At 60.4% G+C, this 14,309-nt stretch carries 14 protein-coding genes and 1 tRNA gene; 6 read left to right on the top strand and 9 right to left on the bottom strand.

Going from position 1 to position 14,309, the window contains the following annotated elements:
- Nucleotide 1 precedes the first annotated feature (1 nt).
- Nucleotides 2-319, bottom strand: a complete 318-nt coding sequence (locus tag AC061P_RS03405) for a putative quinol monooxygenase (protein ID WP_449648742.1) — start codon at nt 317-319, stop codon at nt 2-4.
- A 185-nt stretch (nt 320-504) separates the two neighbouring features.
- On the opposite strand from AC061P_RS03405, the gene gndA reads away from it, so the two are divergent.
- Both gndA and AC061P_RS03395 read left to right on the top strand, forming a co-directional pair.
- A complete protein-coding gene (gene gndA, locus AC061P_RS03400) occupies nt 505-1,959 on the top strand; it encodes an NADP-dependent phosphogluconate dehydrogenase (protein ID WP_449648743.1) in 1,455 nt (484 codons plus the stop codon).
- A gap of 116 nt (nt 1,960-2,075) precedes the next feature.
- On the top strand, nt 2,076-2,447 hold the full coding sequence (locus tag AC061P_RS03395) for a hypothetical protein (RefSeq protein ID WP_449648744.1): 372 nt from the start codon (nt 2,076-2,078) through the stop codon (nt 2,445-2,447).
- A 19-nt stretch (nt 2,448-2,466) separates the two neighbouring features.
- On the opposite strand, the gene AC061P_RS03390 is transcribed toward AC061P_RS03395, so the two are convergent.
- From AC061P_RS03390 to AC061P_RS03375, 4 genes are all read right to left on the bottom strand, one after another.
- Nucleotides 2,467-4,170 carry a long-chain-fatty-acid--CoA ligase gene (locus AC061P_RS03390; RefSeq protein WP_449648745.1) on the bottom strand — a complete coding sequence of 568 codons (1,704 nt, stop codon included), beginning with the start codon at nt 4,168-4,170 and terminating at the stop codon, nt 2,467-2,469.
- A gap of 65 nt (nt 4,171-4,235) precedes the next feature.
- Nucleotides 4,236-5,213 (bottom strand): ribose-phosphate diphosphokinase, encoded by a 978-nt coding sequence (locus AC061P_RS03385; protein ID WP_449648746.1) that lies wholly within the window; start codon nt 5,211-5,213, stop codon nt 4,236-4,238.
- Between the two features lie 24 nt (nt 5,214-5,237).
- The gene (glmU, locus tag AC061P_RS03380; RefSeq protein WP_480391829.1) at nt 5,238-6,689 is read right to left on the bottom strand and encodes a bifunctional UDP-N-acetylglucosamine diphosphorylase/glucosamine-1-phosphate N-acetyltransferase GlmU; all 1,452 of its coding nucleotides are present in this window, start codon (nt 6,687-6,689) and stop codon (nt 5,238-5,240) included.
- Between the two features lie 69 nt (nt 6,690-6,758).
- Nucleotides 6,759-6,830, bottom strand: a tRNA-Gln gene (locus AC061P_RS03375).
- 148 nt (nt 6,831-6,978) lie between these two features.
- Between AC061P_RS03375 and AC061P_RS03370 the strand changes: the two genes are divergently transcribed.
- A complete protein-coding gene (locus tag AC061P_RS03370) occupies nt 6,979-7,470 on the top strand; it encodes a MarR family winged helix-turn-helix transcriptional regulator (protein WP_449648748.1) in 492 nt (163 codons plus the stop codon).
- A complete protein-coding gene (locus AC061P_RS03365; RefSeq protein WP_480391828.1) occupies nt 7,463-8,557 on the top strand; it encodes a YeiH family protein in 1,095 nt (364 codons plus the stop codon). Before AC061P_RS03370 ends, AC061P_RS03365 begins: the two co-directional genes overlap by 8 nt.
- A gap of 16 nt (nt 8,558-8,573) precedes the next feature.
- On the opposite strand, the gene AC061P_RS03360 is transcribed toward AC061P_RS03365, so the two are convergent.
- Entirely contained in the window at nt 8,574-9,077 is a 504-nt protein-coding gene (locus tag AC061P_RS03360) for a DoxX family protein (RefSeq protein WP_480391827.1), read from the bottom strand.
- Entirely contained in the window at nt 9,074-9,511 is a 438-nt protein-coding gene (locus AC061P_RS03355) for a DM13 domain-containing protein (RefSeq protein ID WP_449648751.1), read from the bottom strand. Before AC061P_RS03355 ends, AC061P_RS03360 begins: the two co-directional genes overlap by 4 nt.
- A gap of 162 nt (nt 9,512-9,673) precedes the next feature.
- Here AC061P_RS03355 and AC061P_RS03350 point away from each other — a divergent pair, with 162 nt between their 5' ends.
- A complete protein-coding gene (locus AC061P_RS03350) occupies nt 9,674-10,372 on the top strand; it encodes a response regulator transcription factor (protein WP_480391826.1) in 699 nt (232 codons plus the stop codon).
- Entirely contained in the window at nt 10,369-11,511 is a 1,143-nt protein-coding gene (locus AC061P_RS03345; protein ID WP_480391825.1) for a sensor histidine kinase, read from the top strand. Before AC061P_RS03350 ends, AC061P_RS03345 begins: the two co-directional genes overlap by 4 nt.
- A 3-nt stretch (nt 11,512-11,514) precedes the next feature.
- Here the strand turns inward: AC061P_RS03345 and AC061P_RS03340 are convergent, their stop codons facing one another.
- Nucleotides 11,515-13,350 (bottom strand): ABC-F family ATP-binding cassette domain-containing protein, encoded by a 1,836-nt coding sequence (locus AC061P_RS03340; RefSeq protein ID WP_480391824.1) that lies wholly within the window; start codon nt 13,348-13,350, stop codon nt 11,515-11,517.
- Nucleotides 13,351-13,369: 19 nt separating this feature from the next.
- Entirely contained in the window at nt 13,370-14,308 is a 939-nt protein-coding gene (locus AC061P_RS03335) for a 4-(cytidine 5'-diphospho)-2-C-methyl-D-erythritol kinase (protein ID WP_449648755.1), read from the bottom strand.
- Nucleotide 14,309: the final 1 nt, after the last annotated feature.

The raw sequence follows: 14,309 nt of genomic DNA, 5'->3' as shown, positions 1-14,309 counted from the left end.
ACTAGAGGGCCCCTTGATGTGGGGTTCCCATCGGGATAGCCGTCATGCGCGTCACTGCCACAGGCGCGGTGAAGTGACTTCCCGCCTCAGCAATAAGAGTTGCCACTGCGGGGCTTGAGCCGTGAGCATCGAGAAGCTCCTCAGACTCCCACTTCTCGATCATCACGAGCGAACCATCGGTAGCCTCATGGATCGCGTAAAGCTCGCAGCCCGGCTCTTCGTGCACTTCACGAATCGCCAGCCTCAAGGCCTCGAGCACGATGTCTCGGCTCTCAGGACGAATGTGGAACACGGCGGTAACAATCACAGGCAGGCTCATACGGTTCACGCTACTCCCTCCCCGCAGTCACCCTCACCCGTGCGTTCGGCTCCGAGTTCACCGTGCCAGCAAGCTGGATGGATGCCGCGAACCGCGTCCGCGTCGTGCCCTAGGCTTGATCATTGGGCCAACCACTCGTGAAGATTGGGCCCGCCACTTTGTCCCAGAGTCAAGGAGTGAACGATATGAGCGCTGAACAGGCAACCGCAAACATTGGCGTAGTAGGGCTCGCCGTTATGGGCTCCAACCTCGCCCGCAACCTCGCAAGCCGTGAGGGCAACACCGTTGCGATCTACAACCGCTCCTACTCGAAGACCGAGACGCTGCTCGCCGAGCACCCCGAAGCTAACTTCGTTCCGGCATCCACGTACGAAGAATTTGCGGCATCGCTGTCGAAGCCACGCACCGCCATCATCATGGTGCAGGCTGGCAAGGGCACGGATGCCGTAGTCGACGCTCTGACCGAAGCTTTCGAGCCAGGCGACATCATTGTCGACGGCGGCAACGCACTCTTCACCGACACCATCCGCCGCGAGAAGGCAGTGCGCGAGACCGGCATCAACTTCGTCGGCGCTGGCATCTCTGGTGGTGAAGAGGGCGCGCTTCTCGGCCCATCGATCATGCCCGGTGGTTCCGCTGAAGCATGGGAGACCCTCGGCCCGATCCTCAAGTCGATCGCTGCAATTGCCGAAGGTGAGCCCTGCGTCACGCACGTCGGCACCGATGGTGCTGGCCACTTCGTCAAGATGATCCACAACGGCATCGAATACGCCGACATGCAGCTCATCGCTGAGGCCTACGACCTCATCCGTCAAGGCACCGGCGCAACCCCCGCCGAAATCGCCGACATCTTCGCCGAGTGGAACAAGGGCGAGCTCGAAAGCTACCTCATCGAGATCACCGCGGAAGTTTTGCGTCAGGTTGACGCCAAGACCGACAAGCCCCTCGTCGACATCATTCTCGACCAGGCTGGTTCCAAGGGAACTGGCGTGTGGACCGTGCAGACCGCCCTCAACCTCGGAGTACCCGTTTCGGGCATCGCCGAAGCCGTATTCGCTCGCGCCGTTTCCTCGAAGCCTGCTCAGCGCGCGGCATCCGTAGCGTTGCCCGGCCCCAGCTCGGTACCCGCCGTCGAAGACAAGGCCGCGTTCATCGAAGATGTTCGCCAGGCTCTCTACGCCTCGAAGATCATTGCGTACAGCCAGGGCTTCGACGCCATTGTTGCCGGCGCTGAAGAGTACAACTGGGACATCAAGAAGGGCGAGATCGCCAAGATCTGGCGCGGCGGTTGCATCATCCGTGCGAGCTTCTTGAACCGCATCACCGAGGCCTACGCCGAAAACCCCGGCCTCGTGGCCCTCGTCACGGCGCCGTACTTCACCGACGCGATGGCAGGAACGCAGGATTCCTGGCGCCGTGTTGTGGGTGGCGCTGCCGCCGCCGGCATCCCGACCCCCGCGTTCTCGTCGTCACTCGCATACTACGACAGCCTGCGCGCACCGCGCCTGCCTGCCGCATTGGTTCAGGGACAGCGCGACTTCTTCGGCGCTCACACCTACAAGCGCGTCGACATGGATGGCACATTCCACACCCTGTGGTCGGGTGACCGCAGCGAAGTCGAAGCGACCGACTCGCACTAACACTCCTGGCGGCGGGCCCTGTGCTCGCCGCCACATTTTTACCGTCAACAACCTCGCAGTACTCCGGCTGGGCAAACGAAGCAGCGTTCAGCCCGCGGTGACAGAATGGGGGCACGATGAGTGAATACGAAGACGAACCAGAGTTATCTGGCTACGTGCCCCACGGTGAGCGACCACTGCGATCACGGGTGTACATGAACGTCATCCGTGTCGTCGTCGTGCTCGGCCTGATCGGTCTCGTCGTTCCCGGAATAGTTTCGGCAGTCGGCACAGCCAACAACACCGCAACGCGAACCTGTGCCACCTACACCGAATACTTGGCACCGAACGCAGTCTCGTTCGACATCCGCTTTGACCTTTTCGGCGACGGTGAACCGGGCTGGAAATGCTACTCGATCGCATTCAACGGCCAGGAAACGTTGCTGCGTTCGCTCGGCCTCATCCCCGGACCCGCCGTACTTCCGACCAGCCCCGCAAACAACACCTAGCGTCCACAGCCGTTGCGGCCTAGCTCTCGGCGGTCAACTGATCCCGGACCTGCTTACGCAGGACCTTGCCGATGAGCGAGCGGGGCAGCTCATCTACAGCAACAATGCTCTTGGGCACCTTGTAAGCAGCTAAATTTGCGCGGACAAAGTCACGCACGGCTTTTTCATCAAGGGTCGCACCCGCCGTGAGTACGACGGCGGCGACAACATCCTCGCCACTGCGCTCGCTCGGTAACCCAACCACGGCGGCATCGGCGATCGACCGATGCTGCCGCAACGCTTCTTCAACCTCACTGGGTGCGACATTGAATCCACCCGTGATGATGAGTTCCTTGATGCGGTCGACGATAGTCACAAACCCATCTTCATCTACCGTGACAATGTCGCCGGTGCGGAACCAATCCTTGCCATCGTCGGCAGCCGCTACAAACACTTCCGCGGTTTCATCGGGCTTGCCCCAATATCCAGAGAAAACCTGTGGGCCGCGAACAACGAGCTCACCCTCCTCCCCCAGTTGTCGATCAACCGTGGGGTTCTCTGGATCAACAACACGGATCTCGGTGTTCGGCAACGGCAATCCGACCGTTCCAGCACGCCGAGTGGGGCCGACAGGGTTCGCAATGAGGATGGGGCTCGTCTCCGACAATCCATACCCTTCAACGAGGGTTCCCCCGGTGCGCTCTTCCCAGGGCTCGACGACCGAAGCCGATAGGGGCATCGCTCCAGAGATCGCTATCTCGATGCCTTTCAATGACACCCCAGCCTCATCGGCAGCCGCGGTGAGTCGCTCGTAGATGGGCGGGACAGCAGGCAGGAACGTCGCTGGACGCTTCTTGATGACAGCGAGCACAAGCTCGGGATCAAACTTGGGGAACAGAACGAGGCGCGCTCCCATGCTCATGGCAAACGTCAAGCACAGCGTGAGGCCGTAGGCGTGAAACATCGGGAGAACGGCATAGACAACGGCCGTGCCGCGGGGCACTGCCGGAACCCAGGCGCGGGCCTGTGCCGCGTTGACGGCAAGGTTCACGTGGGTGAGCATAGCGCCCTTCGGCGACCCCGTCGTGCCACTCGTGTACTGAATAAGGGCCAGATCATCGGCGTCTGGCTTCACGATGTGCGCATCGATGAGAGCTGATTTCAGCAGCTCTTCCCACACGATGGTGCCGCGCACTTTAGAGGTTAGTGCGGTACGAGATTCCCGCGCTTTAGCGACAGGAAGGCGCAGTAGAGCTCTGGTGAGCAATGGCATGGAGCGAGTGACATCCACAGAAATGATGGTCTCGACGGCGACGTCGGCAGGAAAATCTTGAATCGTCGCTACGACGTTGTTCCAGGCGATGACAACGCGGGCGGAATGGTCTTCAAACTGGTGCCGAAGCTCACGCGGCGTATACAGCGGATTGTGTTCGACGACGATTGCGCCCAACCGCAGCACCGCGTAGAAGGCGACAATGTGCTGGGGACAGTTAGGCAGCACGAGGGCGACCCTGTCGCCCTTTTGCACGCCAAGAAGTCGAAGGCCTTCCGCTGCGCGATCGATCTGCTCGCCAAGTTCGGCATAGGTGGTCTCGCGGCCGAAGAATTCGAGCGCAACACCCTTCGGGTATTCAGCAATGGATGCCGCTACAAGATCGTAGAGCGAACCTTCGGGCAGCGGAATATCGCGAGAAACCCCGTCAGCGTAGCTGGCGAGCCAAGGACGATCGGACAACACAGTCATGACTTAACTGTATGCCTCAATAGCGCACTCAATTACTCAGCGCGCGCTGCTCACCCTGTGGGAGCTTAGGCCGCGCCGTCGAACATTGAGGTGACCGATCCGTCGTCGAAGACTTCGTGGATTGCACGAGCCAGTAGCGGTGCGATCGGCAGAATCGTGAGGGTCGGGAAGCGCTTGTGTTCCGGGATCGGCAGCGTATCGGTGACAACGACAGAGTCGATGAAGTCGCTCTGCAAGATTGTGGGTGCCGGGTCAGAGAAGATGGCGTGAGTGGCGGCCACAACGACTTTGAGCGCTCCGGCACGCTTGAGTGCTTCGGCTGCCTTCACGATGGTTCCGCCGGTGTCGATCATGTCGTCGACAAGGAGGCAGACACGACCGCTCACGTCACCCACGATGTCGTGAACGGTGACCTGATTCGGCACAAGGGGGTCACGACGCTTGTGGATGATTGCCAGTGGCGAATCTAACTTCTGGCTCCAAATATCGGCAACGCGCACGCGGCCCATATCAGGGCTAACGACAGTGAGAGTCGAGGGGTCGAGCTGTTTGCGGAAGTGCTCAAGCAGCACCGGCATGGCGAAGAGGTGGTCGACGGGGCCGTCGAAGAAACCCTGAATCTGGGCGGCGTGCAGGTCGACGCTCATGATTCGGTCGGCGCCAGCGGCCTTGTAGAGGTCCGCGATAAGGCGGGCGCTAATCGGCTCGCGACCGCGACCCTTCTTGTCTTGGCGGGCGTAGGGGTAGAAGGGCGAGACAACGGTGATGCGCTTCGCCGAGGCCCGTTTGAGGGCATCCACCATGATCAGTTGTTCCATGAGCCACTCGTTGATGGGCTCAGTGTGCGACTGGATGACGAAGGCGTCGCAGCCACGAACACTCTCGTCGTAGCGAGCGTAGATCTCACCATTCGCGAAGGTGCGTGCGTCAGTGGGGACGAGATCGCTACCGAGCTCTTCAGCAATGTCGAGCGCGAGTTGAGGATGTGCCCGCCCGGAGACAAGCACGAGTCGCTTTTGACCGGAGATCTTAATGCTGGCCACGTGGTGACTCGCTCTCTGCCGCGGTTACGGCGTTGGTCGGTCAGGCAAAGTATCGTCGCTTGCTGCTTTGGCTGCGTGAGCCGCTGCAGTTCCCGCCCGATTGGTTTCAACCCAGCCACTGATGTTGCGCTGTGGAGCAACATTGATACCGAGAGACCCTGCCGGTACATCTTTTCGGATGACCGACCCTGCCCCGGTATACGCTCCGTCAGCAATTCTAACCGGAGCGACGAAGACGTTGTGTGACCCACTTCTCACATGAGAGCCAACTACCGTTCGGCTCTTGTTCACGCCGTCGTAGTTTGCCGTGATAGTTCCGGCGCCAATGTTGGATTGTTCGCCAACCTCGGTGTCACCGATGTAGCTGAGGTGCGGCACCTTACTTCCCTCGCCGATAGTGGAGTTTTTGGTCTCCACGAAGGTTCCGATCTTGCCGCCAACGCCGAGTTTCGTGTTCGGGCGAAGGTAAGCAAACGGACCAACGGATGCATTCGCACCGATCACGCTGAGCGTCGCGTCGGTGCGTTTGACGACAGCATTCTCGCCAACTTCACAGTCAACAAGGGTGGTGTCTGGCCCGATGATGGCACCGGACAGCACGAGCGTTGCTCCCTTGAGCTGGGTGCCGGGCAGAATTTCGACGTCAGGGTTGAGAGTGACGTCGGCGTCGATCCAGGTTGTGGCCGGATCTTCGATGGTTACGCCTTCCCGCTGCCACTTCTGCACAATGAGTTCGTTCATACGACGGGCCGCTTCTGCCAGTTGTACGCGGTCGTTGACCCCGGCGACCATCCAGCCGGCGGCGACGGGCATTGCTGAAACGATTGCTCCGACACCCCGTAGCAGGCCGACGACATCGGTGATGTATTTCTCGGCCTGGGCGTTGTCTGTGGTGATGCGCACGAGCTGCTCACGCAGCGGGCCAACGCTGAAGACGTAGGTGCCGGAATTGATTTCGGTGATCGCGATCTCGTCGGCGTTAGCGTCTTTTTGCTCGACGATGCGGTCGAGGCCGCCATCGACCCCACGCACGACGCGGCCGTAGCCTGTGGCGTCTTCAAGGATTGCCGAGAGCACTGTTGCGGCGGCAGACTCGGCGCGGTGTTGCGCGAGCAGCGACGCCAAGGTAACGGAGTCGAGCAATGGAACATCGCCACTGACAACAACGACATCCCCGTCGAAGTCTGCTGGGAGCGAATCAACCGCAACTTCGACGGCACGACCGGTGCCGGGAACATCGTCTTGATCAACGATCAGGATGTCGGGCATCAACTCGGAGAGTGTGGCAACAACTTCGTCACGCTGGTGGCGCACAACAGCGATTACGTGGTCAGGGTTGAGCTCGCGTGCGGCGGCAACCACGTGGCCAATGAGTTCGCGACCAGCAAGGCGGTGCAGAACTTTAGGCTTGGCAGACTTCATGCGGGTGCCTTGGCCAGCGGCGAGAACAATGACGGCGAGTTTGTGTTCGGTCATAGACCTATTGTGCCCTGAATGAGCCGCACTGAAAACGCCCCCTCACGTGAGGGAAAAGGTAAGAACAAGCTCCGCCTCTAGGATTCGAACCTAGACTGGACAGCTCCAAAGGCTGCCGTGCTGCCATTACACCAAAGCGGACCGCACCCGAAGGCGCTAACCAATTCTGCCAGATCATTGGCGCTCTGTCGTCCAACTAGCCCGATTCGGAGCCTTCACACACGATTGTGGCCGTTTCGGGGGGCCGCAACAGCACACATCCGGGTTGTGAAACTGAGATAATAACCGGATGCCCCAACGCGACGAAGTCGACCGAATTGTCGAAGCGTGGTCGCGTGAGCGCCCCGACCTCGACTTTGCGCCTCTGCATGTTTTGAGCCGGGTTGGTCGTCTCGCGAAACATCTGGAGCGAGCCCGCAGGGCGGCGTTCGCTGTTGCCGGTGTTGAGCCGTGGGAATTCGATGTGCTGTCGGCGTTGCGCAAGGCGGGAGCTCCGTATCAGTTGAGCCCGACCGCGCTAGTGCAACAAACGATGGTGTCGAGTGGAACGATGACGAATCGCATCGACCGGATGGTGGCGCGAGGCCTCGTGGAGCGCCGCACTGACCCCAACGATGGTCGTGGCGTCATTGTGCTGATGACGGCGAGTGGTCGTGAGCGCGTTGATGAGGCCATCACTTCTCTCGTGCACGATGAAACTAAGTTGCTGTCTCGTATGTCCCCGCTCGAACAAGAACGATTGAGCTCGCTGCTCAGAAAGTTGAGCCTCGACGGTGAATAGCCCGCAAGAGCAGACTGCGTTCCGGCGAATCTCTCCCGGTCTCGGTCTTGCACTTGGTGCTTTTGGTCTTGCTCTGCTGATCAGTTTTTTGGTGCCAGCGATCCCGACGCTGACCGCGTGTGTTGTGTTGGGCATCCTGTTTAGCGCGCTGCCGTGGCGCACTGCGGTGCGTTCTGAGGTGAAGCCGGGCCTCGCAATTGCTGCCCGTCGTTTGTTGCGTATCGGTGTGGTGTTGTTGGGTTTCAAGCTGAGCCTCGTGAACATTGCCGAGTTGGGCTGGTTGGTGCTCGGCATGATTGTCGCAATCGTCATCATCACGTTTTTCTTCACGTGGGGATTGGGGCGGATGCTGCGCCTCCCCGGTCAGCAGCCGATGCTGATTGCTGCTGGCTTTTCGATCTGTGGCGCTTCGGCGATTGGTGCGATGGCGGGCATGACGCGCGCGAAAGACTCCGACACTGCGACTCCGATCGCGCTTGTCACCCTGTGCGGCACTCTCGCTATCGCACTCCTGCCTGCTCTTCGCCCCCTTCTCGGTCTCGATACTGCCGAGTTCGGGATGTGGGTTGGCGCGAGTGTTCACGATGTCGGTCAGGTTGTCGCGACGGCTCAGATTGCGGGAGCAACTGCACTTGCCGTTGCCGTAGTTGTGAAGCTCACGCGTGTTGCGATGCTCGCCCCAATGGTTGCTCTTGCGGGGGTTGTTGTTGCCCGCAGCGACCGCCGGGCGGCCACCGCGGGCACCCTCACTGCTGCTGACTCAGCGTCTATCGACTCTGCCGCGCAACTTACTCGAGCGAAGCGGCCTGCGATTCTCCCCCTCTTTGTCGTCGGCTTTCTCGCTGCCGTGCTTGTGCGCACGTTCGTGCCGTTGCCTGATGGCTTTCTTGAGGTAGCTGCCTACGGTCAAGAACTCGTACTGGGCATGGCTCTCTTTGGGCTTGGCGCCTCGATCAGCCTCGGCAATCTCATTCGCACTGGCGGTCGCGCCCTCGGCGTCGCCCTTATCTCGTGGGCGGTCATCGCGCTGCTGTCGCTTGGTGCGGTGGAGATTGCGCGCGCCGCTGGTGTAGCGGCGCTCGGCTAGAGCCAGCGTCGAACAGCTAGAGCCAGCGCCGCACGGGAGCCACGAACCAGCGCGATTCTGGGTTCTTTCGCAGCACGATTTTCTCACCGATCGTGGTTACAGAAATCAGTGAAGCACTGACCGCGAACACTGCGGTGATTACCGAGAGGGCGAGCATGATTGGATACTCCTCGATGAGTTGATCGGCAAGCCAGTAGGTCAGGAGCGTAAACGCACTCATGAGTGCGGCTGGCAACGTCAGCACACCGAGGATGAGAGCGATGCCGAGTCCAACTTCGAGAGCCGGGATGGCCCAGCCAAAGAAGTCGGGAGCCCCACCGAGGAACGTGGTGGTGAATGCCTCGAAGAAGTCAGGCACGCGATTGTTGGAGACAGCGCTGTCCACGACGAGTCCGATGTCCGCCCCGCCAAATCCTGCCTTCAGCTTGAACAATCCTTCATTCAGCCACAGGATGCCGAGGCCAACCCTCGCCGCTCCCGTGATGACGGAAGCGACGAGGGAAAGCGCACGGTTCATCATGAGAGTGAAGCGGAACCGAAGATTGCCTTGACCTTGTCGCAATAGATGACGACAGTGTCGTAACCGGCAACATCCACGCCATCAAGCGTGAAGGTCTGGCTGGCTTCGTCGAAGACAACCGAGTCGATCAGCATGCCCGCTGCAACGGCATCCTCATCGGAACCGTTGGTCAAGTACACGTGCAGGTCGGGGCCCTCATCGGAGGAGTAACCCGAGAGAACGATCTCGGAGTCGCTGACGGTGACCGTGCCAGCCACTGACTTGTCTCCAGCACCCTCAAAGGTGCCGGTGCGGGTTACCTCATCAGTCTGCGATTGCGAAGCCTCAGGGGCTGCAGGTTCACTGCTTGACGTGTCGGTTGCTGCACCGCTACAAGCGCTGAGCATGAGCGAGAGAGCCAAAATTGCGGATGCGGTGAGTGCTGTTTTTCTCATGGGAGAGTTCCTAAGTTCGATGGTGCGTGGAGGATGCCGGCGGGCGTGACACTCGCTGACGACTACGAACTTAGGCACCGGCATCCGCCTCTATGGCGAATGTTTCACGAGCGTAAGAATTGAAACCGGTTACGCCATGACCGCCCGGATTAGGCTGGGGTCATGGAGAACAAGGCGAACGTGACCATCGTGGAAGACGATGCCACCGTGCTCTCCGTTGTCTCCGAATACCTGCGCGGGCGCGGATATTCCGTCACCGGAATTAGCGATGGAATCCAGGCGCGCGACGCACTGCGTGGTCCCCTTCCTGACGTGCTCATTCTCGACCGGATGCTGCCAGGCGTCGGCGGCGATGAACTCTGTCGCCAAGCGCGAGCGGCATCACCGCAACTGCCGATAATCATGCTGACCGCTCTCGATGCTGTTGAAGAACGCATCGATGGTCTGGAACACGGCGCAGATGACTACATCGCCAAACCCTTCTCACTTCGTGAGTTGCAGCTGCGAATCGATGCGATGGTGCGCCGAAGCCGAAGCTCGCACGTCACCTCCGAGATGTTCACCCTGGGCCAGTTTCGGGTAGACCCCGCCCATCGCAAGATTCTGCTCGATGGCAAAGAGATGACGTTGACTACCCGCGAATACGAGCTGTTTCTCTTTTTGCTCCAGAACCCCGATCGGGTTCTCAGCCGCGACGACATTCTGCGTGAGGTGTGGGGTTGGAGTTTCGGCGAAGCCTCGACCGTCACCGTGCATGTGCGTCGCCTGCGCGAAAAAATTGAACCCGAACCGCGTTTTCCCCGCTACCTCCTCACCGAGTGGGGTCAGGGCTATCGCTTCAGTGTGAAGGGTGCCGCATGATCCTCAACGCCAACGAACTGCTCCAGATTCTTGCCACCGCTGCCGCCTGCACCGCCATGGTGATGGTGGCCGCGATGATCGTGCTTCGCCTCAATCGACGCCGCACGATCGCGTTCCAGTTCACCATTGTGGTGATTGCCGCGATCCTGTCGATCGCCGTCTCGACAGTTGTCATCACCGCCCAAATGCATTTCTCCACCCACGACCTGCAAGTTGTTCTCGGCGTGGTCGCAATTTCCGCGCTGATGAGTCTCGTCGCTGCGTTAGTCAGCGGCCGTGCTGTTCACCGTGCCTTTGCGGCGCTGCGAGATTCCGTGGCCCGTGTGGGTGCCGGGGATGTCGTAGCCGCCGATTCGGGCACGTGGAAGGAAGTCGCCGAGGTATCAACGCAACTCTCTGAAGCATCCCTACGTCTCGCCGCTGCCCGCGACGAGATTGCGAGGCTCGATGCCTCTCGCCGCCAGTTTTTCGCGTGGATCTCCCACGACCTCCGCACACCCCTCACCGGCATCAGCGCGCTCGCTGAAGCCCTCGATGCGGGAACCGTCGATGATCCGAGCGACTACCTGCGCCAGATTCGAGCCCAAGTTGGCACGATGAACCGTCTCGTCGATGATCTCTTCGAGCTCTCGCTCATCCAGAGCGGCACCCTCAAGCTGCGCCCCGAGAACATCGAGCTGCTCGATATTGTGTCGGATGCTGTCGCCGACGTGAGCCAACTGGCTGCGGCCCGTGGCATCCAGATCAGCCATGCCGGGGTCGAAGGTCGGATGCTCTGGGCCGACCCCCATGAGCTCACTCGCGTTGTCGTGAACCTGCTCACCAACAGCATTCGCTACTCACCCGCCGATTCGCAGATTCTGGTGAGCGCCGACCAGCGCGACGACACCAGCCTCGTGCTTTCGGTGCTCGATCAGGGCAGCGGCGTTGCCAGCGAAGACCTCAGCCACATGTTCGAGATCGGATGGCGCGCTACCGAAGCCCGCACCCCAGAACAGCACAGCGGTGGCTCACCCGGTGCCGGGCTTGGGCTCGCAATCGTGCGCGGCATCGTCGAAGCTCACGGCGGCGGCGTGAACGCCGAAAATCATCCGGATGGGTTTCGGCTCAGCGTCGCTTTGCCGACAACCGCGGTGTAGTTACTACGCGAGAAGTTCTTCGAGCTCCAGCCAGCGCATTTCAACTGTGTCGAGTGCCTCTTGGAGGGCCTGCTGTTCGCCAACGAGCGCGCCAAGTCCAGCAAAATCTGACTGGTCGTGGGCGGCCATCCGCTGGTGAAGTTCAGCGATCTGCCCCTGCAGCTTCGTGATCTTGCGGCTGGCAGCAGCGTGCTCTTTTTGCGAGTTGCGCAATTCGGCGCCGCCCAGCTTGGGCTTCGCTTTCGCAGCGGTGGCATCCGGAGCACCGGCGGCAGCACCCGCGGCGTTGCCCGAGGAATCCTTGAGCTGCTGGTGACGTAATTCGAGATACTGGTCAACACCACGCGGAAGGTGACGGAAGCCGCCCTCCATTACCGCATACTGCTGGTCGGTTACACGCTCGATGAGGTACCGGTCGTGACTCACCACCAGCAGGGTTCCCGGGAACGTGTCGAGAAGGTCTTCGATCGCGGCAAGCATGTCAGTGTCGAGGTCGTTAGTTGGCTCATCCAGAATCAGAACGTTCGGCTCAGAGAGCAGAATAAGCAACAGCTGTAGTCGACGCTTCTGGCCTCCCGAAAGATCCTTCACCGGCGTCGAGAGCTGGGTGCTGGTGAAACCAACGCGCTCGAGCATCTGCGTCGGCGTCATCTCTTTGCCACCAGTGACATAGGTGCTCTTGTGACGACCGATGACGGTGCTGACGCGCTCATTCCAGATGTCTTCGAGCTCAGCGAGCTGCTGGGTGAGGGTGGCGACCTTGATGGTCTTTCCGCGCTTCACGCGACCACTCGTCGGGTTCAGGCTGCCGGCAACGAGCGACAACAGGGTCGATTTTCCGGCACCGTTGACACCGAGGATTCCGGTGCGTTCGCCTGGCGCAATACGCCACGTGATGTCATTCAGCACCGTCTTCTCGCCGGCAACGCCCGTTGTCGGATCAATGACGGGATACGTGACGGTGACCCCTTCGAGGTCAACAACGTCTTTGCCCAGTCGCTGCATCGCCATCGACGACAGTGAAACACTGTCCCGTGCTGGCGGCTCGTTCTCGATCAAATCGTTTGCCGCATCAATACGGAACTTGGGTTTCGTCGTGCGCGCTGGGGCACCGCGGCGCAACCACGCAAGCTCCTTGCGCATGAGGTTCTGGCGCTTTGATTCGGAAGCCGCCGCCATCCGGTCGCGCTCAACGCGCTGAAGAATGTAGGCAGCGTACCCGCCCTCGAAAGGTTCGATCAGTCGATCGTGGACCTCCCACGTTGCGGTACAAATCTCGTCGAGGAACCACCGGTCGTGAGTGACGACCAACAGCCCGCCGGCGTTCGTGCCCCAACGACGCTTGAGGTGGCCAGCAAGCCAAGAAATACCTTCGACGTCGAGGTGGTTAGTTGGCTCATCCAAGAAGATGACGTCCCAGTCACCGATGAGGAGAGCAGCGAGAGCAACACGACGACGCTGACCACCAGAGAGGTCGCCGACTTTGGCCTCCCAGGGGATGTCAGCAGCAAGGCCCGCAATAACGTCGCGAACCTTGGGGTCGCCCGCCCACACGTGCTCATCAATATCGCCGATCACGGTCTCGTGCACCGTTTTGGTGCCATCGAGCTCATCGGCCTGATCGAGCATGCCGAGGGTCACGCCATTGCGGCGCGTAACCCGCCCCTCGTCGGGGTCGAGCTTGCCCGAGAGCATCCGCATGAGGGTGGTTTTGCCGTCACCGTTGCGGCCGACGATGCCGATACGGTCGCCCTCGTCGAGGCCGATCGTGACATTGTCGAAGATTACGCGGGTCGGAAATTCAAGATGAAGGGACTCAGCGCCAAGAAGGTGTGCCATTCGGGCAAGCCTAGCCGGGTTAGTCGGTGATGATTCGCGCTCCGTGCACGGGACCTGTTGCCCGCACGACTGTCATTTGGGCTGCGCTTAACGCAATTTGTAGTTCTAACGCCGAATCAAGGTCAGCAGTGAGGAAGGCGACGGTGGGGCCAGAACCCGAAATGACGCCGGCAAGGGCACCATTCTTTTCGCCAAGTTCGATGACCGAAGCCAGCGATGGCTCCATCTTGAGTGCGGGAGCTTGAAGGTCATTGTGCAGGCACTCTGCCAACATATGTGGGTCGCCGGCACGCAACGCCTGCAACACATCCGCCTCAACAATGGGTGCCACCTGGGCGGGAAAGATGTCCTGAGAATGACGCTGGCGGTGGCGGTCGAGCTCTTCGTAGACCTCCGGAGTTGAGAGCCCGAAGTCGGCGAGCGCCAACACCCACTGAAACTGACCCTTGGCGAGAGCCGGGCTGAGTTGGTCGCCACGACCCGTTCCTATGGCTGTTCCCCCGGTAAGAGAGAACGGCACGTCGGCGCCAAGTTCCGCAGCCAGGGAGATCATTTCTTCGCGAGAGAGTGCCGTGCCCCACAGGGCGTCACAGGCAAGGAGCGTTGCTGCGGCATCCGCAGAACCACCGCCCATGCCTCCCGTAACCGGGACATGCTTATCGATTTCCAAACGCACGCCGCCACGGTAGCCAGTGCGGCGAGCGAGTAGTCGAGCGGCTTTGATCGCGATGTTCGAGCCATCGGTGGGCACTCGAGAAAGATTGACTGTTCCTGAAACAGAAACCGAGAAGTCGTCGGCGTGGAAAGCGCGAACATCTTCATAGAGAGACACCGCCTGATAGGCGATTGCAACGTCGTGGTAACCATCGTCAAGGAGCGAGCCCACTTTGAGGAAGACATTGATCTTGCCTGGGGCACGGGTGTGAACCATTGAGGAGGCTGCCGGGACGGTAGTCATG

This window comes from Rhodoglobus sp. G.S.4, from assembly GCF_056619605.1.
The sequence above is the reverse complement of the archived record's forward strand: the minus strand, read 5'-3'. Positions and strand labels throughout refer to the sequence as shown.